This is a genomic window from Methylobacterium oxalidis (assembly GCF_007992195.1).
Classification (GTDB): domain Bacteria; phylum Pseudomonadota; class Alphaproteobacteria; order Rhizobiales; family Beijerinckiaceae; genus Methylobacterium; species Methylobacterium oxalidis.
Genome location: NZ_BJZU01000026.1, coordinates 1 through 18,315, shown reverse-complemented (window position 1 = coordinate 18,315; position 18,315 = coordinate 1). Strand labels below are relative to the sequence as shown.

The window sequence follows — 18,315 nt, the reverse complement described above, 5'->3', positions numbered from 1 at the left end:
GGTTCGAGAGACATGGCCAGCAGCCCCGAGACCTATTTCGGCACCGCCCGCAGCCGCGTCGACGGCCCCGCCAAGGTCACCGGACAGGCGAAGTACGCCGGCGAGTTCGAGGCCCCCGACCTCGCCCACGGCTACGTCGTGTCGAGCGCGATCGCCCGCGGCGCGATCAGCCGGATCGACACCGCCGAGGCCGAGGCCGTGCCCGGCGTGATCAAGGTGTTCACCCACGAGAACCGGCCGCGCACGGCCTGGCTCGACTACAATTACCAGGACGCGGTGGCGCCCCCCGGCTCGCCGTTCCGGGCGCTCTACGACGAGAAGATCCAGTTCAGCGGCCAGCCGGTCGCCCTCGTCGTGGCCGAGGATTTCGAGACGGCCCGCTACGCCGCCTCCCTCGTCAAGCTCGCCTACGCGGCGGAGGAGCCCGAGACCGACGTGACCCGGGTGCGCGACCTCTCCTACACGCCGCCGATGAAGCGGGCGGGCATCAAGCCGCCGCCGGAGCCGTGGGGCGACGCGGATGCGGCCTTCGACGGCGCCCCGGTCAAGGTGCGGCACGCGTACCGCCACGCCATCGAGTACCACAATCCGATGGAGCCGCATGCCTCCACCGTGGTCTGGGAGGGCGACGGCCGCCTCACCGTCTACGACAAGATCCAGGGCGTCTCGAACAGCCAGGGCTACCTCACCGGCGTGTTCGGCCTGAAGAAGGACGAGGTGCGGGTGCTCAACCCCTATCTCGGCGGCGGCTTCGGCTCGGGGCTGCGGCCCCAGTACCAGCTCTTCCTCGCCGTCATGGCGGCGCGGGAATTGGAGCGCTCGGTGCGGGTGACGCTGACCCGCGACCAGATGTTCAGCTTCACGCACCGCCCCGACGTGCTGCAGACCGTCTCCCTCGGCGCGGGGCCCGACGGGACCCTGCAGGCCCTGCGGCACGACGCGGTCTCGGGCACCTCGCGCTACGAGGATTACCAGGAGGTCGTCGTCAACTGGTCGGCGATCCTCTACCGGTGCGAGAACGTCGCCCTCACCTACAAGCTCGCCCATCTCGACCTGCCGACGCCGGGCGACATGCGGGCGCCGGGCGCGGTCACCGGCGTCTTCGCCCTCGAGATCGCGATGGACGAGCTCGCCTACGCGACGGGCCAGGACCCGATCGCGCTGCGCCTCAAGAACTACAGCGAGCGGGACCAGACGGAGGGCAAGCCCTTCGGCTCGAAGGCGCTGCGCGCCTGCTACGAGCAGGGGGCCGAGCGCTTCGGCTGGTCCCAGCGCTCGCCCGAGCCCCGCTCCATGCGCGACGGCAAGGAGCTCGTCGGCTGGGGCATGGCCACGGGCGTCTGGGAATCGCTGATGCAGAAGTCGAGCGCCCAGGCGACGCTCACCGCCGACGGCAAGCTCGTGGTGGGCAACTCCACCGGCGACATCGGCACCGGCACCTACACGATCCTGACCCAGATCGCCGCCGACGCGCTCGGCCTGCGCATGGAGGACGTGACGACGAAGCTCGGCGACACCGCGCTCGCCGAGGCGCCGGTGGCGGGCGGCTCGTGGACGGCGGCCTCCTCCGGCACCGCCGTGATGAAGGCGTGCCGCACCATCGCAAACCAGCTCTTCACCATGGCCCGGCGGATGGACCACTCGCCGCTCGCCAACGTCGATTTCGACCGCGTGGTGTTCCGCGACGGGCGCATCGCGGTAGCGGACGACCCCTCCCGCAGCGTCTCGCTCGCCGAGGCGATGCGGGCCGGCGGCGTCGACAAGCTCGAGGCGACCGAGTCGGCGGGGCCGGATTCGAGCCACCAGAAGGAGTTCTCGGCCTACACCCACTCGGCCATCTTCGCCGAGGTGAAGATCGACGAGGAGCTCGGGCAGGTGCGCGTCACCCGCGTCGTCAGCGCCGTCGCGGCGGGCCGGGTCATCAATCCCAAGACCGCCCGCAGCCAGATCCTCGGCGGCGTCGTGATGGGCATCGGCGGCGCGCTGGAGGAGGAGGGCATGCTCGACCACCGCCTCGGCCGCGTGATGAACCACAATCTCGGCGAGTATCACGTGCCGGTCCACGCCGACATCCACGACATCGACGTGATCTTCGTCGACGAGGTGGACAAGGCGAACCCGATGGGCGTGAAGGGTCTCGGCGAGATCGGCATCGTCGGCACCATGGCGGCGGTGGCCAACGCCGTCTTCCACGCCACCGGCAAGCGCATCCGCGAGCTGCCGATCACGGTCGACAAGATCATCGGCTAGCACCCGCCCCCGGGGGCCGCGCGGTCCCCGGGGATCAAACATCCGCCGTCCCGCGTTCCGGACCCATGCTCCCCACCGACGCGCCGGGCCCGGACAGCCTTCCCATCGTCGATGCCAAGGCCGAGCCGATCCTCGCACATCCGGAGGCCGAAGGCTTCTACGCCGAGGCCCTGCGCAGCCTGACCGCGTCGGGCATCCCGTTCCTGCTCGCCGGCACCTTCGCGGTGAGCGCCTACACGGGCATCGTGCGCGAGACGAAGGATCTCGACATCTTCTGCAAGGCGGGGGACTGGCCGCGCATCCTCGCCTACTTCCAGGAGCAGGGCTACCGCGTCGAGATCGAGGACGAGCGCTGGCTCGGCAAGGTCTTCAAGGACGACCACTTCTTCGACGTGATCTTCGCCTCCCCGAGCGGCTCGACGCCGGTGACGGAAGCCTGGCTGGAGCACGCCCGCCAGACCGAGGCGTTCGGCCTGCCGATCCGCATCGTCGGGCCGACCGAGCTCGTCTTCTCCAAGTCCTTCATCCAGCTGCGCCACCGCTACGACGGCGCGGACGTGGCGCACGTCCTGCTCAAGACCCACGCCGAGATCGACTGGAAGCGGCTGCTCGCCTACCTCGAGGTGCACTGGGAGCTGCTGCTCGTGCACCTCCTCGGCTTCCGCTGGATCTACCCGACCGAGCGCGACCACGTCCCGGCCTGGCTCCTCGACGAGCTGCTCGACCGGCTCGCCAAGCAGCGCGCCCTGCCCCCGCCCCAGATGAAGATCTGCCGCGGGCGCATGCTGTCGCGCGTCGACTACGAGATCGACGTGAGGGAGTGGGGCTTCGCCGACGTGGGCGGCGAGGGCGACTGGCGCTGACGACAGGAGAGGAGAGACGGCATGGGAGAGAGGGCATGACGGATACGGACCGCCTGCGCGTGGCGGCGATCGGCGACCTCCACGTCAAGGAGGATGCCGTGGCGTCCTACCGCGACCTGTTCGGCGAGATCTCCCGCGAGGCGGACGTGCTGGTGATCGCGGGCGACCTCACCGATCTCGGCAAGCCCCGCGAGGCGGAACTCCTGGCCGAGGACCTGCGCGCCTGCGCGATCCCGGTCGTGGCGGTGCTCGGCAACCACGATTACGAGAGCGACTGCGCCGAGGAGGTCATCCGCATCCTGCGCCAGGGCGGCATGCGCATCCTCGACGGACAGGCCACCGAGATCGAGGGCGTCGGCTTCGTCGGCGTGAAGGGCTTCGTCGGCGGCTTCGGGCGGCGCATGCTCGGCTCCTTCGGCGAGCCGGCCATCAAGGCGATCGTGGCCGAGAGCGTCAGCGAGACGATCCGCCTGGAGAACGCCATGCGGCAGGTGCGCAGCGAGCGCGCCCTGGTGGTGCTGCACTACGCGCCGATCCCCGAGACGGTGGCGGGCGAGCCGCCGGAGATCTTCCCCTTCCTCGGCAGCTCCCGCCTCGCCGAGACCATCGACCGCTTCCGCGTCAGCGCGGTCGTTCACGGCCACGCCCATCGCGGCGCCTACGAGGGCCGCACGCCGGGCGGCGCGCCGGTCTACAACGTCGCCATGCACATCGAGAAGCCGGGCGGGCGCCCCTACGCGATCCTGGAGATTTGACCGCGCGGCCCGCCCCCGCGGGCTTGATCCGCGGGCGCGGCCCTGCTTTAGCGCGGCCGAGGCGGGCGGCAGGGGCTTCGACCGGATGAACTTCCTCCTCGTGTTCCTCGGCGCCGGCCTCGGCGGAGTGGCCCGCCACGGGGTGAACCTCGCCGCGCTCCGGCTCGGCTCGGACTTTCCCGTCGGCACCCTCGCCATCAACGTCCTCGGCTCGGTGCTGATGGGCGTGCTGACGGGCTGGTTCGCCCTGCGCGGGGGCGCCGCGGGCGCGCGCCTGTTCCTGGCGACCGGCGTCCTCGGCGGCTTCACCACCTTCTCCACCTACTCCCTGGAGGCCGTCACCCTGCTGGAGCGGGGCGCGGTCGGGGCGGCCTTCCTCTACACGCTCGGCTCGGTCCTGCTCGGCCTCGGCGGCCTCTTCCTCGGGCTCGTCGCCATGCGGGCGATCCTGTAGGGCCGCGCCGTGGGCCCGCTCGTCGAATCCTGGCGCTTCTGGGCCCTGCTGGCGGCCGTCTTCGCCGCCGCCACCGCGATCCTGGCGAAGGTCGGCGTCTCCGGCGTCGGCGCGGACGCCGCCACCTTCGTGCGGACCGCCGTGGTGCTCCTCCTCGCGGGCGCGATCCTGGCTTTCACCGGGCAGGTCCAGGACCTCGCCTCGCTCTCCGGCCGCAGCCTCCTCTTCCTCGTCCTGTCGGGGCTCGCCACGGGCGCCTCGTGGCTGTGCTACTTCCGGGCGCTCTCCCTCGGCGATGCCGCCCGGGTGGCGCCCCTCGACAAGCTCAGCGTCGTGCTGGTGGCCCTGTTCGGCGCGCTCCTCCTCGGCGAATCGCTCTCGCCGCTGGCCTGGACCGGCGTCGGCCTCATCGCCGCGGGCGCGATGCTCGTCGCCTATGCCGGCTGAGCCGCGCTCAGGCACCCGCGCAGGCATCCGTACCCGTGCGCGCCGCTCCAAGCCGCCCGAAAACCTGACGAATCCGCGCCGCATGGAATGGATCCAGTCTGAAACGACTGTAAACTGCAGCATGCCGCGAGATTAAACGTCTTCTAATCTTTTCTTGATCGCTTGATTACTCGGGTGAATAGGGTTCATCTGGCGGTGCGGCGCGGCGGCGGCGCGAAGGAGACCAGGATGGCACGGGCCCTGAACCTGATACGAGGCTGCGCGCGGCTCGCGTGGTGGGACGGAAGCTGCGTCGACTTGCGGCTGCACCGCCTCACCGACCTGATCGACTTCGTCGCCGCGAGCCCCGAGCCGGTGCGCCGGGAGATCCGTCGCGAGATCCGCCGGGAGGTTCTCCGGTGACGATCGTGGCGCGAGCGGCCGCGCCCTGCTGCGCGGAGGAGGAGCGGCGGCTGTCCAAGCTGGAGCAGACGCTGATGCGGGCCTTCTGGCAGAGCCTCGGCGACGACCCGCTGCCGCCGATGGCGGCGCTCGAGGCCGCGGCGCGGATCGTCGGCACCCTCTACGCGCAGGTGGCCCGCGCCCACGAGGGGCCGAATGCCTGCCGCTGCGGCTGGGAGCCCGACCCGGACGGGGACCTGATCGTGCTGGAGGCGAACCTCGCCGCGGCGCTCCTCGCGCCCGAGCGCGGGCCCGACCTCGCGCGGATGCCGGCGGCCGGCCGCGCCTGAGGCCGGCCCCCGAGGGCGGCGCTACACGATTTGCTCATCCCTTCGGGGCGATGATGGGGCGGTTGCAGGACCGCCCCGGAGATCTCGGATGGACGGCTTCTATCGCGGCGTCGAGACGTCGCTCCTCGCCCTCGGCCTCGCCCTCGGCATCGGGGCCCTCGCCGTCCAGCCGCGGGAGCGCCCGCCCGAGCCGGCGCACGCCTCCCTGGCGCAGGTCTCTCCGACACAGGTCTCCGTCACCCTGCCGATGCTCACCGTGACGGCGGACGCACCCTCCGCGCGCTGAGCGCCGGCCGTCGCCGCCGGCGCCGGCGCGTCGCCCCGTCCCGCCCCGGGGCACCGCAGGGCGCCCCGGAACGATGCCGCGGGGTCAGGACAGGGCCTGCGCCGCCTTCGCCTTGGTGTCCGCGTCCCGGCCCGACCTGCGCAGCGAGAGCAGCGTCAGGCAGGCGATGGCGGCGAGCACCAGCGCGCCCTGCACGCCGAGCGCCTCCCAGCTCCCGTTGAAGCCGAGGTCGGTCACGATCTCCGGCACGCCGTCGTTGTGCACGGACACGATCGTCTGCTCCTGCATCTCCTGGATGGCCTGGCCGACGAGCCGCAGGCCCATCACGAACAGGAAGGCGGAGGTGATCAGGAACATCGGCCGCAGCGGCAGGCGCAGCGCCAGCCACTGCATGGCGACGAACATCGCCGCGAGCGCCACGGCCGCGACGGCGAGACCGCCGAGGAGCGAGCCGTCGAAGCCGTTGGCGGTGCGGGCGAGGGCGTGCAGGAACAGCACGGTCTCGGCGCCCTCGCGGAACACGGCGAGGAAGGCGATGCCGGCGAGCGACAGCACGGTTCCGGCGCCGAGCGCCCGCTCGGCCATCCGGTTCAGGTCCGCCTGCCAGGCCTTCGGGTCCTGCCGCAGGAACAGCCAGCCGCTCATGTAGAACATCAGCGCGGCGGCGAAGAGCATGACGGCCGCCTCGATGAGGTCGTTGTGGTTGCCGTCGAAGTAGGTCTCGAAGATCCAGGCCATCCCGAGGCTCGCCAGCGCCGCCGCGGCCGCACCGGCGTAGAGCGGGGTGATCTTCTCCGGCGCGCCCGCGCGCCGCAGGAAGGCGGCGAGCGCCGAGATCACCAGAAGGGCCTCCAATCCCTCGCGGAACAGGATCGTGAAGGCCTGAACGAACGTCGATCCGTCCGTCATGATGCGACTCCAGTTTAGAAATGTTCGAATGTTATCCGGACGCGCCGAAACTTGCCCTGTCCAAGCTTAGAAGCGTTCTGAAGAAGGACGATTCCTGAGCCAGATCTGAGGAAGATCGAGGATCTGCTTCCCGCGCCCCTGCCTATAACCGTGCGGGCGCCGCGGCAAGGCGGTCCGGCGCGGCGCAGGGGCGCGGCAGCCGCGCGTCACGGGCGCGGCGCCCGCGCCCGGGGCGGCGGCTGGCCGGCTCGGTGCTTCACATCGGCGTGAACGAAAGCGGCTCCGCGCTGCAACCGAACCGCCCCGTCGTGAATTACCGATCCAGACATGCAGCAGTACGTCGCTGTACAATCCAGAAACGTAGGACGCGCCCTCATCGGCGTGTGAGCAGAACGATGATTCTGACGAAATCCGTCGCGCCCGCGCTGTTGACCGCCTCTCTTCTGCTCGCCGGCGCGTCCGCGGCGCTCGCGGCCCCGGCGGCCGACCGGAGTCCGACCCGGCTCGCCGACGCGAGCCAGACCGTGCGCCCCGTGGCCTCCGTCAGCGAGAACGAGGACGACACGGCCAATTGCAGCCGCTCCCGGCGCCGCCTCTGGGTCGAGGGCGAGGGCTGGATCGTCCGGCGCGTCACCACCTGCCGCTGAGCCGGGACGCCGCTCTCGTCGCGAACCCCGTGTCCCCCCGCGGGGTTTTTTGATGCGCCGGCGCACCCCCCTACGCACTCTGCGCGGCTGGTCGGTGCGGGGCGGCGGAACGAGGCTGGGCCGGACGGGTTTTCCGGGTTCCAGTCGTCGCGTCGGAGCGTTGCCGCATGTCCACGAATCCCCTCGCGAGTCCCCTCGCCCGTGCCCTGGCGGGCTCCGTCCTCGCGCTCGCGACCGCCGCGGCGGGGCCGGCCCTGGCCGACCCATACCGGGACGGCGTCGTCCTCGGCTACGGCACGCCAGGTTACGGAACGCCAGGTTACGGCGGCTACGGCTTCGCGGACGGCCTCGTCGGCGGCTCCTACATCGGCGCGCCGCTCACCAAGGTGCCCCGCCCGAGCGAACTCGTGCCGGCGCCCTGGACCTACGGCACCTACGGCGTGCCGACCTTCTCGGGCAAGCGCCAGGCCCCGGCCGGCGAGCCGACCCTCTACGTGATCGACGCCCCGGCCGCCCGCTCCCGCGCCCCCGCGAAGTCGCGCGTCCTCTCGCGCGGGCGCGACGGGCAGTGGTCCCGGTTCGAGCCGGCCCCGGCCTCGGCGGGCGGCGCACGGGTGATCACCGTCTCCGTCCCCCGCCGCTGACCGGGCCTTCCTCCGCCGCATCGAGGCTCGCGTACCACGCGGCGTAGGCCGTGTTGCGCGCGAGGCGCCGGTTCTCGTCCGGCGCCCCGTCCTGCCACCAGACCGGGCCGCGCTCGCCGAGCCCGACCTTCGCGGCGTCGACCGCGCTGCGCGCCGCGGCGAGCCTGTCCGGCGCGCCCGCCTCGCCCCGCTTCAGCGCCGCCCCGGCATCCCGGACGGCCCGGCGCGCCGCCATCAGGTCCCGCACCAGCGCCGCGCGGCGCGCCTCGTCGAGGGCCGGGTCGGCACGCCGCCAGAGGCGGCCGCGCACCACGATGTAGCGGCCGTCGGGCGTCACGGGCGGTGTCTCAGGCTCGTTCATGTCCCTGCACGTCCGAGTTGCAAAATGGGGCCGCGAAAACCGGGCCTTCGCCACAAATTAAGATCTTGGACCGAGGATCGTCACAGTCGGTCATCTGAGCTCGCCCCATGCACATCGTCATCGTCGATTCGAGCCGCGTGGTGCTGAAGATCGTCGCGGGGCTGCTCGAACCGCGCGGGCATCAGGTCGACGCCTTCACGGATTCCGAGGAGGCCCTGAACTTCCTCACCCACACGGCCACGGTGCGGGTGCTGATCACCAGCCTGGAGGTGCGGCCGCTGAGCGGGCTCGAGCTGTGCTGGTCCGCCCGCCTGCTCGCAGAGGCGCGGCGCCCCCTCTACGTCATCACGATGTCCTCGGCCCGGAACGCCCGCAACCTCGCGGAGGCCCTCGACAGCGGCGCCGACGACTTCATCGAGAAGCCGCCGGGCGCCGAGGAGCTGCACGCGCGCCTGCGCGCCGCCGAGCGCCTCACCACCCTGCAGGACGAGCTGATCCGCCTCGCGGAGACGGACCCGCTCACCGGGCTCCTGAACCGCCGCGCCTTCTTCGGGCGGGTGCAGGCGGCGGCCGACCGGGTCGGCAACCACGGCCGGATGGCCGCGATCCTCGTGGACATCGACCATTTCAAGCGGATCAACGACGAGCACGGCCACGATGTCGGCGACGCCGCGATCCAGGCCGTGGCCCGCCTCCTCGGCGGCGAGGGCATCGCGGGGCGGCTCGGCGGCGAGGAGTTCGCCCTCGCGCTGCCGCACCGCTCGCTGGAGGAGGGCGAGGCCCAGGCCGGGCGCCTGCGCCTCCTGGCCCGCGACCTGCGCATCCGCGGCAGCCGCGGGCCGGTGCGGCTCACCTGCAGCTTCGGCGTCAGCGCCTGGACGGAGGGCGAGACGGTGGCGGGCCTGCTCAAGCGGGCCGACATCGCCCTCTACGAGGCGAAGTCCTCGGGCCGCGACCGCGTGGTCTCCGCCGAGACCGAGCTCGTGCTCGCCCGCGCTGGTTGAATCCCGGGAGAGCCGGCCCGAGTCACGGCGCGGCCGCCTCAAGATGGCACGCGCGATCCGGCATGATTCGGCACACGCACCGTTAACGAATCTGTTTCGATGCGGCACACGGATCTTGCCGCATGCAATCAGAATCCGGTTTTCAGGCAATCTTTACCGTCCTGGAGCCTGCCAAACCCCTGGAACGACTCTTGAAATAGCCCCCCTAACCCGGCGGCCCTGTTCCGAGCCGGGATCAGAGGGGTTGATCGGCATGAGTCGCGCAGTGGGAGTTCTGGTGGTGGACGGACCCCAGGAGGTGTGTCCGACCTTTCGGGCGACGCTGGAGCACATGCCGGCGGTGCAGACGATCGGCGAGGCCGAGCTCGCCACGGCCGATACCGGCAGCACGGTCGCCCTCGTCTTCGTGGACGACGTCCAGCCCGCCGACGCGGTCGCCCGCGTCATGGGGCTCAAGGAGCGCCTCCCGGCGCTTCGCACCCTCGTCGCCTTCCAGGCGCTGACCGGCCCGGAGCTCGGCCGCCTCCTGGAGGCCGGCGCGGACGGGTTCGTGGCCCGCACCGCCTCGCCCGAGACGATCTGCGCGGCGCTGCTCGCCCTCGTCGATGGCGCCGCCTCCCTCGTCTCCGCCGAGGGCGCGCCCTCGCCCGAGTCCACGGACGGCCTCGGCCTGACCCCGCGGGAGGCGGAGGTGCTGCGCTTCCTCAGCGCCGGCTTCAGCAACAAGGAGGTGGCGCGCCGCCTCACGCTCAGCGTGCGGACGGTGGAGACCCACCGGCTCAACCTGCGCCGCAAGACCCAGACCGGCCGCCTCAAGGACCTCGTCACGCTCGCCCGCCAGCTCGGGCTCGCGCCGGTCGTCGAGAGCGACACCGCGCGCCGGCTGGGCGACGGCGCGCGCAGCAATCGCCCGGACGCCGCCGCCCGCCACTGAGGCGGGCCCCTCCCCCGAGGCGGGCGCGCCCGCCGCCCTCAGGCCGGGTTCGGCTTGAGGTCCTCGTCGACGGCCGAGAGCGGGCGCTTGGGCTTGCGGGAGACGTCGTCCCCGCGCATCGCCTCCTCCAGCGGCTCCGGCCCTTTGCGCAGGAGCTTGGCGAGGTAGTAGCTGCCGAAGCCGAAGATGATCGCGTAGGCGATCAGGAAGGCGACCAGGGAGGTCGTGACGGATTGCGCGGTGAGCGGCGAGTGGGCGTCCGCCGTGCGCATGTGGCCGTAGACGATGTAGGGCTGGCGGCCGATCTCGGCCGTGAACCAGCCGAACAGCACCGCCCCGAAGCCGGAGGGCGTCATCAGCATCGCGCAGGTGAGGAACGTGCGGTTCGTGTAGAGCGTGCCGTGCCAGCGCAGGTAGAGGCTCCACAGGCTCAGGCCCAGCATCGCCATGCCGATCGCGACCATGATGCGGAACGAATAGAAGACCGGCCAGACCGGAGGCCGCTCGTCGGGCTTCACGTCCTTGAGGCCCGGCACCACGCCCGAGAAGTCGTGGGTGAGGATGAAGCTGCCGAGCTTCGGGATGCCGATCTCGAAGTCGTTGCGCTCCTCCTTCTCGTTCGGGATCGCGAACAGCAGGAGCGGCATGTCCTTCTGCGTCTCCCAGTTCGCCTCGATCGCGGCGAGCTTGGTCGGCTGCAGCTTCAGCACGGCGAGGCCGTGCGCGTCGCCGATGAAGATCTGGATCGGTGTGCAGATCACCGCGAACCAGAGCGCCATCGAGAGCGAGAGCCGGGCGCCCGCGACCTTCGCCGGCGGCTCCTTGCGGGCGCGCAGGATCATCCAGGCCGACATGCCCGCCACCGCGAAGGCGGTGGTGAGGAAGCAGCCGAGCACCATGTGGGCGTAGCGGATCGGGAAGGAGGGGTTGAAGATCACCTTCAGCCAGTCGGTGGCCACCGCCCGCCCGTTCTCGATGACGAAGCCCGCGGGCGTCTGCATCCAGGAATTGGCCGACAGGATCCAGAAGGCGGAGATCAGGGTGCCGAGCGCCACCATGCAGGTCGAGAGGAAGTGCAGGCGGTCGCCCACCCGCTCCCAGCCGAACAGCATGATCCCGAGGAAGCCCGCCTCCAGGAAGAAGGCGGTGATGACCTCGTACTGGATCAGCGGGCCGAGCACGTTGCCGGTGAAGTCGGAGTAGCGCGACCAGTTGGTGCCGAGCTGGTAGCTCATCACGATGCCGGAGACGACGCCGAGGCCGAAGGACACCGCGAAGGCCTTCACCCAGAACTGGTAGAGGTTCCGGTACATCGGGTTGCCGGTCCACAGCCACTGCGCCTCGAGCCGCGCCAGGAAGCTCGCGAGCCCGATCGTGAAGGCCGGGAAGATGATGTGGAACGCCATGGTGAACCCGAACTGGATGCGCGAGAGCATGAGCGCGTCGAGTTCCATGGTGCCTGTTCCCTCTCCCGGGCCGCGCGGCGGCCCCTCGCGCCTACTCATCGACGTTTGCGGGGTCCGCATCAAGGGCGCGGGGGCGCGGCACCGCGTCGGACCGGCGGGACGGCCGGGATTCGGACGAGATCCGCGCGGATCGAGGAGGCCCTCAGGCCGCCGAGGCGCCGGCCCCCTCCGGCGCGGGCCGCCGGGCGCGGGCCGCCGCGGCCTTGCCGGCCTTGCGGGCCGCGGCCTTCGCCTTGCCCCCGGCACGAGCGCCGCCCTTCGGCCGGGCGGACGCCTTCGCGGGGCTCTTGCGCTGGTTCTCGCGCGGCGCCGGCCGCTCCGGCTCGGCTTTCGCCGCCTCGAGCCGGGTGCGCAGCAGGCTCAGCACCGCGGCCTCCTCGGGCTTGAGCCGGTTCAGGTCCTCGCACAATTCGGTCTCGACAGCCTCCTGCACCTGCTCGAGGAGGTCGCCCTCCAGGTAGCCGTCGAGGATCTGCGGGTGGATGTAGCACTTGCGGCAGATGGTCGGCGTGTTGCCGAGGCGCCCCGCCACAGACTCGATCGCCGTGCGGACGTTCTTCTTGGCCTTGGCCTCGCTGTCGAACGCCTCGAACTCCCGCAGCGCGAGCGCGGCCAGCACCGTGCCAGCCCAGGTCCGGAAGTCCTTGGCGGTGATGTCCTGGCCGGTGATCTCGCGCAGGTAGGCGTTGACGTCGGCCGAGGTCACGTCGCGCTGCTCGCCGTCCTCGTCGACGTACTGGAACAGCTCCTGCCCCGGCAGGTCCTGGCAGGCCTTGACGATGCGGGCGACGCGCCGGTCCTTCACGGACAGGTTCCAGGTCTTGCCGCTCTTGCCCTTGAAGCGGAAGCTGAGCTCCGCGCCCTGCACCCGCACGTGCGGGTCGCGCAGGGTGGTGAGGCCGTAGCTCTTGTTCGCGCGGGCGTAATCGTCGTTGCCGACCCGGATCAGGGTGCTCTCCAGGAGGTGCACCACGGTGGCGAGCACCTTCTCGCGCGGCAGCCCCGGCCGGCGCATGTCCGCGTCGATCCGCACCCGGATGCTGGGCAGCGCGTCGGCGAAGGCCATGATGTGGCTGAACTTGCTCGATTCCCGCGCCTCCCGGAACTCGGGATGGTAGCGGTACTGCTTGCGCCCCTTGGCGTCGCGCCCCGTGGCCTGGATGTGGCCGTTGGCGCGCGGGCAGATCCAGACCTCGGTGTAGGCGGGCGGGATCGCGAGGGAGCGGATGCGGGCGAGCGTGGCCGCGTCGCGCACCGGCTGGCCCTTGGCGTCGAGGTAGCGGAAGCCCGTGCCGCTCTTCCTGCGGGTGAGGCCCGGCATGCGGTCGTCGACGTAGCGCAGGCCCGCCTCCTCGGCGGCCTCCCGCGGATCGGCGACCGCGCTGCACTCGTCCCGGTCCGAGGCCATGGAACCCAACCCTCCACACTGGTTGAGCGACAACCGGGCACCCCGCGTCCCTGTTCCGGCCCCGGCGATCGGCCGCACACCGCCGCCCCGGCCGTGCTAAGGCTCGCCGCATGAGCGAGCCGACCACCGCGCCGACCCCCGAGCCCGTCACCGCCCCCGCGCCGATGCGCCGCCTCGTCCTCGTGGCGCCGGACGACGGGCTGTTCGCCGAGCGCTACCGCATGCTCGCCGGGATCGCCGCCGGGGCGGGGTTCTCCGTCTTCGTGGCCACGCGCAGCACCGGCCCGCACCGGGCCGCGATCGAGGAGACGGGCGCGCGGGTGGTGTCGCTCGGCGACGAGGCGGGCCTCAACCCGATGCGGGCGGGCTACGCGGCGGGACAGCTCGCCGCGACCCTGAAGGGCCTGCGGGCCGACATCGTCCACGGCATCGGCCCGCGCGGCATCCTCGTCGGCGGCACCGCGGCGGCAATGGCGGGAATCTCCGCGCGGGTCTACACGCCCGCCGGCTTCGGGACGCTCGGGGCCCGCCGCGACGCGGCCGGCCGCCTCGCCCGCGCCGGCCTCGGCCGCCTGATCCGCGGGCCGCTCGCCACGCGCACGACCCGCTTCCTCCTTGAGGACCCGGCCGAGGCGCGGGCCCTCGGCCTCGACCCCCTCGACACCGGCGTGACCCTGCTGACGCAGGGCCTGTCCGGGGAGGCGGGCGCCGTCGCCCGGCTCTACACCGGCCTCCTGCCCGGATGAGCGCCGCGATCCGGCCCGAGGAGGCCCTCGCCTTCATCAGGGCCGAGACGCGGGTGCGCCCGGTGCCGCACGCCCCCGAGATCGTCCTGCACGTCGCCGACGAGGCGACCGCCCTCTGGCAGCGGACCGAGGAGGAGCTCGCCGAGATCGGCCTGCCGCCGCCCTTCTGGGCCTTCGCCTGGGCCGGCGGGCAGGCGCTCGCGCGCTACCTGCTCGACAACCCGGGGATCGCGGCGGGGCGGGAGGTGCTCGATTTCGCCTCGGGCTCGGGGCTCGTCGCGATCGCGGCGGCGAAGGCCGGCGCCGCGCACGTGACGGCGACCGACCTCGACCCCTTCGCGATCCCCGCGATCGGCCTCAACGCCGCCGCGAACGGCGTCGCCGACCGGATCACCGCCGTGCGGGCCGACCTCGTCGGCACGCGGCCCGGCGCCGACCTCGTGCTCGCCGCCGACATCTTCTACGAGCGTGACCTCGCCGCCGCCGTCGCCCCCTGGCTCGCGGAGCTGGAGGCCGGCGGCGCCACCGTGCTGATCGGCGACCCCGGCCGCTCCTACCTGCCGCGGGAGCGGCTGGAGACCCTGGCCACCTACGCGGTGCCGGTGACCCGCACGCTGGAAGATGCCGAGATCAAGCGCTCCAGCGTCTGGCGCTTCCGGGCGTGATCCCGCGCGGGGGAGATGGCGGGGGAGATGGACCGAGGGGGATGAAACGGGCGGCGACCCGAGCCGCGTGTCAGCCGGGACCGTCGGTGGCATGATGCGGATTCGGGATCCCGCGGCTCCGCTTCGGCCGCGGCGTGCCCGGTCGCACGACGGAGAGCGAGCCATGGCGGACGATCTCAACCAGGCCATGCAGGACGGCAGGGCGGCGAAGCTGGCCGGCAGGCCGGTCTCGGCCAACCCGCACAGGGCAGGCTCGCAGGAGAGCGCGGACTGGCTCGCCGGATACGTGCTGGACGAGGACGAGCAGAACGTCGACCGGCCCGAAGGGGACGAGGGCTGAGGGTGGGAACGCCCCGGCCGGTGTCCCGGCGAGGCCCGCTCCCGCCGACCGAGGAGGCCGCGCCGCGCGCGCTCGCCCGGACCGCATGATCTGGCGCGCGATCCTCCTCGTCTTCGGGGTCCCGGTGGCGGTCGTCGCCGGCATCTGCCTCCTGTGGCTCGTGTTCGCGAGCCCGGTCCTGCTCCTGGCCGGCCACGTCGGATGGATGCCGCGCGACCGGGCGATCGACTTCGCCACCTTGCCGGCCCTGTTCCTGGCCACCTGCGCCGCCCTCGAGACCGTCCTGCGGCTCGTGGTGTCCCGGCTCGACGACGAGATCCGGACGGGCGGGTTCATCACCTTCTGGTGGCGCTACTGGTGGAGCCGCCTCGGGCGGAACCGGCCCTGAGGCGGGTGCACCTGTCCGGGGCAGGCGCAGGGCCGCGTGTTCCGGATCCCGCTCGAAAAGCGCGCCGCTTTCCCGCTCTGGGACATTCCGTCCCGGTCCGCCCCTTGCAATCCGGGCGTTAGGTTCCCGTATGAACCCGACGGCCCGGCGCCCGCGCGGGCCAGCCCGCACCCGGGCCGGCCGGGCCGGCGAACCGAAGACCGGAGACGAAGCCCCGTGTCCCTGCCCCGCGTCGTCGCCTTCTCGGCAAGCTCCAACCGGCCCTCGCGCACCCGCGGCCTCGTCGAGGCGGTGGCCGCGGAGCTCGCCCGCCACCAGCGGATCGACCTGCGGGTCTACGACCTGCTCGACGCGGGCCCCGGCCTCGGCGTGACGACGCGCGACGCGCTGCCGCTGCCGGCCGCCCGCATCGTCGAGGCGATCGAGGGGTCCGACGCCCTGATCGTCGGCACGCCCGTCTACAAGGGCTCCTACTCGGGCCTGTTCAAGCACGTCCTCGACTTCGTGGAGCCCGAGCGCATCGCCGGCAAGCCGGTGGTGCTCACGGCCACGGGCGGGGGCCTGCGCCACGCCCTCATCGTCGAGCACGCGCTGCGGCCGCTGTTCGGCTTCTTCGCCGCCCACATCGCGCCGACCTCGGTCTACGCGGGCGGGGCGGAGATGGAGGACGGCGCGGTCGCCGATGCGGGCGTCGCCGAGCGCGTCGCGGCGGCCGGCCGCGAGCTCGCCCTCCTGATCGAGGCGGCCTCCCTCGACGCCAAGCAGCGCCGGGCGGCGCCCGCGGCCTGAGGCCGGCGCCTCACTCGATCCGCACCACCACGCTGTCGCTGGCGCCCAGTGCGTCCATCACCGAGATCCGCGCGAAGCCCGCGCCCTCCGGCCGCCACTCGGATTGCCGGCGCGCGCCCGCGGCCACCGGCAGGCTGTCGACGAGCCAGGTGAGGGGCGGCACGCCCCCGTTCGCCTTCAGGGCGAGGGCGGCGGAGGCGCCCGCCTCCGAGAGGCCGAGATCGATCCGGGCGCCGTCCGGCGGGTAGGCGATCCGCAGCGGCGCCTTGAGCGTCGCGCCGAGCGTCTTCGGGCTGTCCCGGCGGATGTGGCGCAGCGGCGGCGGCAGGGCCGCGCTCGTGGCCACCAGGGCGTCGCGGGGCTGTGGCACCGGCTCGGGCTCGCCGCCGAGGCGGGAGAAGGCGTCGAACAGGACCGGCGCCGCCACGAGCCGGCCGACGAGGCCCGGCACCGCCGCTCCGTCCGGCCGCCCGACCCAGACGGCGATCGTGACCCGCCGGTCGAAGCCCGCGGCCCAGGCGTCGCGGTAGCCGTAGGAGGTGCCGGTCTTGTAGGCGATGCGGTTCGGCAGGGCGTTCTCCGGGGGCGCGGCGCCGCGCAGGATGTCGGCGACGTACCAGGACGCCACGGGGTCGGCGACCGGCATCCCCGAGGCCGCGCCGGCCGGCACCGGGCTCGATCCCTGCGGGTCGAGACGGCGGGCGAGGTCCGGCACGGCGCCGCCCCGCGCGAGGCCCGCGTAGAGCCGGGCGAGGTCGGTGAGCGTGATGCCGAGGCCGCCGAGCGCCACGGGCAGTCCGGGGGCGGTGTCCCGCGGCAGCACGATTCCGGCGCCCGCCGCCCGCAGCCGGGCGACGAAGCGGGCGGGCCCCACGGCCTCCATCAGGTCGACGGCCGGCACGTTGAGGGAGAGCTGGAGCGCCCGGCGCGCCGTCACCGTGCCCTGGAAGGTCAGGTCGAAATTCTCCGGCGCGTAGGTGGCGGCGAAGCGCGCGGGCCGGTCGTCGAGGAGCGTCTCCGGGTGGGCGATGCCGTTCTCGAAGGCCAGCGCGTAGATGAAGGGCTTGAGCGCCGAGCCCGGCGAGCGGAGGGCCGCCGTCATGTCGATGGCTCCGCGCCGGGCCGCGTCGAGGTAGCCGGCGCTGCCGACCTGGGCGAGGACGGCGCCGGTGCGGTTGTCGATGGCGAGGATCGCCGCCGACAGGTCGGGCCCGGCGGAGGCCGCGCGCTCGGCCGCGAGCGCCTCCAGGCTCGCCTGCAGGCGCCCGTCGAGGGTGAGGCGCAGCACCCGCGCCCCGGGCTCGGCCGCCACCGCCGCCTCGGCCGCGTGCGCGGCGAGCATCGGGAAGGGCCGCCGCCCGGCCGGCACCGGCTCCGCCTTGGCGGCGGCGGCCTCGGCGGCCGTGACGACGCCGCGGGCGGCCGCGATGTCGAGCACGCGGTCGCGGGCGCGCCGTGCGGCCTCGGGCGCCCGGTCGGGCCGTCGCGCCTCGGGCGCCTGCGGCAGGGCCACGAGGAGCGCGGCCTCCGCGAAGGAGAGGCGGGCGGGCTCGCGCCCGAGATAGGCGAGGCTCGCCGCGCGCAGGCCCTCGAGCGAGCCGCCGTAGGGCGCGAGCGCGAGGTAGAGGTCGAGCACCCCCGCCTTGCCGAGGCTGCGCTCCAGCGCCACGGCCCGCACCATCTGGCGGAGCTTGGCAGACAGCGAGCGCTCCGAGCGCGGCTCGATCAGGCGGGCCACCTGCATCGACAGGGTGGAGCCGCCGGAGACGATGCGCCCGTGCGCCAGCCACTGCCAGGCCGCCCGCAGGCTCGCGATGGGGTCGACGCCGGGATGCCGGTCGAAGCGCCGGTCCTCGTAGGCCGTCAGCATGGCGAGCATGCGCGGATCGACGCCCGCGGCCGTGAGCGGCAGCCGCCAGCGCCCGTCCGCGGTGGCGAAGGGGCGCAGGAGCCTGCCCTCGCGGTCGAGGACAACGGTCGAGCGCAGGGCGGCCTGCGTCATGTCGAGGGGCGGAAGCGCGGCGGCGTAGCGCCAGAGGGCGAGGCCGCCCGCGAGAGGCAGGAGGACGAGGGGCAGGAGGAGGGCGACGGCGAGGCCCGCCCGCCGCCCGGCCGCACGGCGCCCTCCCCTCTCGACCGAGACGGACGCAGCGCGGGTCCCCTCTCCCGAGCGGGAGAGGGTTGGGGTGAGGGGTTCAGGTTCGTCCGGAGAGGTCGCACCCCTCACC

General features: G+C 73.0%; 22 protein-coding genes. 17 read left to right on the top strand and 5 right to left on the bottom strand.

Annotated features, from left to right (window positions below):
* Positions 1–12 precede the first annotated feature (12 nt).
* The 8 genes from MOX02_RS07815 (at position 13) to MOX02_RS07785 (ending at position 5,786) form a co-directional block, all read left to right on the top strand.
* Complete coding sequence (locus MOX02_RS07815) at positions 13–2,250, top strand: xanthine dehydrogenase family protein molybdopterin-binding subunit (RefSeq protein WP_147025246.1); 2,238 nt, start codon at positions 13–15, stop codon at positions 2,248–2,250.
* 65 nt (positions 2,251–2,315) lie between these two features.
* Positions 2,316–3,113, top strand: coding sequence for a nucleotidyltransferase family protein (locus MOX02_RS07810; RefSeq protein ID WP_147025245.1), 798 nt, complete (start codon positions 2,316–2,318; stop codon positions 3,111–3,113).
* 35 nt (positions 3,114–3,148) lie between these two features.
* Complete coding sequence (locus tag MOX02_RS07805) at positions 3,149–3,868, top strand: metallophosphoesterase family protein (protein WP_147025244.1); 720 nt, start codon at positions 3,149–3,151, stop codon at positions 3,866–3,868.
* Positions 3,869–3,953: 85 nt separating this feature from the next.
* Complete coding sequence (crcB, locus tag MOX02_RS07800) at positions 3,954–4,322, top strand: fluoride efflux transporter CrcB (protein ID WP_147025243.1); 369 nt, start codon at positions 3,954–3,956, stop codon at positions 4,320–4,322.
* Between the two features lie 9 nt (positions 4,323–4,331).
* On the top strand, positions 4,332–4,769 hold the full coding sequence (locus MOX02_RS07795) for an EamA family transporter (protein WP_147025242.1): 438 nt from the start codon (positions 4,332–4,334) through the stop codon (positions 4,767–4,769).
* A gap of 228 nt (positions 4,770–4,997) precedes the next feature.
* Positions 4,998–5,171, top strand: coding sequence for a hypothetical protein (locus tag MOX02_RS31075; protein ID WP_170267724.1), 174 nt, complete (start codon positions 4,998–5,000; stop codon positions 5,169–5,171).
* 74 nt (positions 5,172–5,245) lie between these two features.
* Positions 5,246–5,500, top strand: a complete 255-nt coding sequence (locus MOX02_RS07790; protein ID WP_238179781.1) for a hypothetical protein — start codon at positions 5,246–5,248, stop codon at positions 5,498–5,500.
* 88 nt (positions 5,501–5,588) lie between these two features.
* Positions 5,589–5,786 (top strand): hypothetical protein, encoded by a 198-nt coding sequence (locus tag MOX02_RS07785; RefSeq protein ID WP_147025241.1) that lies wholly within the window; start codon positions 5,589–5,591, stop codon positions 5,784–5,786.
* Between the two features lie 84 nt (positions 5,787–5,870).
* On the opposite strand, the gene MOX02_RS07780 is transcribed toward MOX02_RS07785, so the two are convergent.
* On the bottom strand, positions 5,871–6,695 hold the full coding sequence (locus MOX02_RS07780; RefSeq protein WP_147025240.1) for an FTR1 family iron permease: 825 nt from the start codon (positions 6,693–6,695) through the stop codon (positions 5,871–5,873).
* 395 nt (positions 6,696–7,090) lie between these two features.
* Here MOX02_RS07780 and MOX02_RS07775 point away from each other — a divergent pair, with 395 nt between their 5' ends.
* Together MOX02_RS07775 and MOX02_RS07770 are read left to right on the top strand one after the other, a co-directional pair.
* Positions 7,091–7,342 carry a hypothetical protein gene (locus MOX02_RS07775; RefSeq protein ID WP_174804892.1) on the top strand — a complete coding sequence of 84 codons (252 nt, stop codon included), beginning with the start codon at positions 7,091–7,093 and terminating at the stop codon, positions 7,340–7,342.
* 167 nt (positions 7,343–7,509) lie between these two features.
* Entirely contained in the window at positions 7,510–7,986 is a 477-nt protein-coding gene (locus tag MOX02_RS07770) for a hypothetical protein (protein WP_147025239.1), read from the top strand.
* On the opposite strand, the gene MOX02_RS07765 is transcribed toward MOX02_RS07770, so the two are convergent.
* A complete protein-coding gene (locus tag MOX02_RS07765) occupies positions 7,961–8,347 on the bottom strand; it encodes a hypothetical protein (RefSeq protein ID WP_174804891.1) in 387 nt (128 codons plus the stop codon). The genes MOX02_RS07770 and MOX02_RS07765 overlap by 26 nt on opposite strands.
* Positions 8,348–8,454: 107 nt before the next feature.
* Between MOX02_RS07765 and MOX02_RS07760 the strand changes: the two genes are divergently transcribed.
* Together MOX02_RS07760 and MOX02_RS07755 are read left to right on the top strand one after the other, a co-directional pair.
* Positions 8,455–9,351, top strand: a complete 897-nt coding sequence (locus MOX02_RS07760; RefSeq protein ID WP_147025238.1) for a GGDEF domain-containing response regulator — start codon at positions 8,455–8,457, stop codon at positions 9,349–9,351.
* A 253-nt stretch (positions 9,352–9,604) separates the two neighbouring features.
* Entirely contained in the window at positions 9,605–10,285 is a 681-nt protein-coding gene (locus tag MOX02_RS07755) for a LuxR C-terminal-related transcriptional regulator (protein ID WP_147025237.1), read from the top strand.
* A 38-nt stretch (positions 10,286–10,323) separates the two neighbouring features.
* Here the strand turns inward: MOX02_RS07755 and MOX02_RS07750 are convergent, their stop codons facing one another.
* Complete coding sequence (locus MOX02_RS07750) at positions 10,324–11,739, bottom strand: cytochrome ubiquinol oxidase subunit I (protein WP_147025236.1); 1,416 nt, start codon at positions 11,737–11,739, stop codon at positions 10,324–10,326.
* A gap of 154 nt (positions 11,740–11,893) precedes the next feature.
* The gene (locus MOX02_RS07745; RefSeq protein WP_147025235.1) at positions 11,894–13,159 is read right to left on the bottom strand and encodes a DNA topoisomerase IB; all 1,266 of its coding nucleotides are present in this window, start codon (positions 13,157–13,159) and stop codon (positions 11,894–11,896) included.
* Positions 13,160–13,269: 110 nt separating this feature from the next.
* Here MOX02_RS07745 and MOX02_RS07740 point away from each other — a divergent pair, with 110 nt between their 5' ends.
* From MOX02_RS07740 to MOX02_RS07725, 5 genes are all read left to right on the top strand, one after another.
* Positions 13,270–13,905 carry a glycosyltransferase gene (locus MOX02_RS07740; RefSeq protein ID WP_147025234.1) on the top strand — a complete coding sequence of 212 codons (636 nt, stop codon included), beginning with the start codon at positions 13,270–13,272 and terminating at the stop codon, positions 13,903–13,905.
* Positions 13,902–14,570: a class I SAM-dependent methyltransferase gene (locus MOX02_RS07735; RefSeq protein WP_147025233.1), complete on the top strand. Its 669-nt coding sequence runs from the start codon at positions 13,902–13,904 to the stop codon at positions 14,568–14,570. The genes MOX02_RS07740 and MOX02_RS07735 overlap by 4 nt, the downstream gene beginning before the upstream one ends.
* Positions 14,571–14,733: 163 nt before the next feature.
* The gene (locus MOX02_RS31070) at positions 14,734–14,910 is read left to right on the top strand and encodes a ribosome modulation factor (RefSeq protein WP_170267722.1); all 177 of its coding nucleotides are present in this window, start codon (positions 14,734–14,736) and stop codon (positions 14,908–14,910) included.
* An 85-nt stretch (positions 14,911–14,995) separates the two neighbouring features.
* Positions 14,996–15,298: a hypothetical protein gene (locus MOX02_RS07730; RefSeq protein ID WP_147025232.1), complete on the top strand. Its 303-nt coding sequence runs from the start codon at positions 14,996–14,998 to the stop codon at positions 15,296–15,298.
* A 216-nt stretch (positions 15,299–15,514) separates the two neighbouring features.
* The gene (locus tag MOX02_RS07725; protein WP_373866721.1) at positions 15,515–16,087 is read left to right on the top strand and encodes an NAD(P)H-dependent oxidoreductase; all 573 of its coding nucleotides are present in this window, start codon (positions 15,515–15,517) and stop codon (positions 16,085–16,087) included.
* Between the two features lie 10 nt (positions 16,088–16,097).
* On the opposite strand, the gene pbpC is transcribed toward MOX02_RS07725, so the two are convergent.
* Positions 16,098–18,314, bottom strand: a complete 2,217-nt coding sequence (gene pbpC, locus MOX02_RS07720; protein ID WP_147025231.1) for a penicillin-binding protein 1C — start codon at positions 18,312–18,314, stop codon at positions 16,098–16,100.
* Position 18,315: the final 1 nt, after the last annotated feature.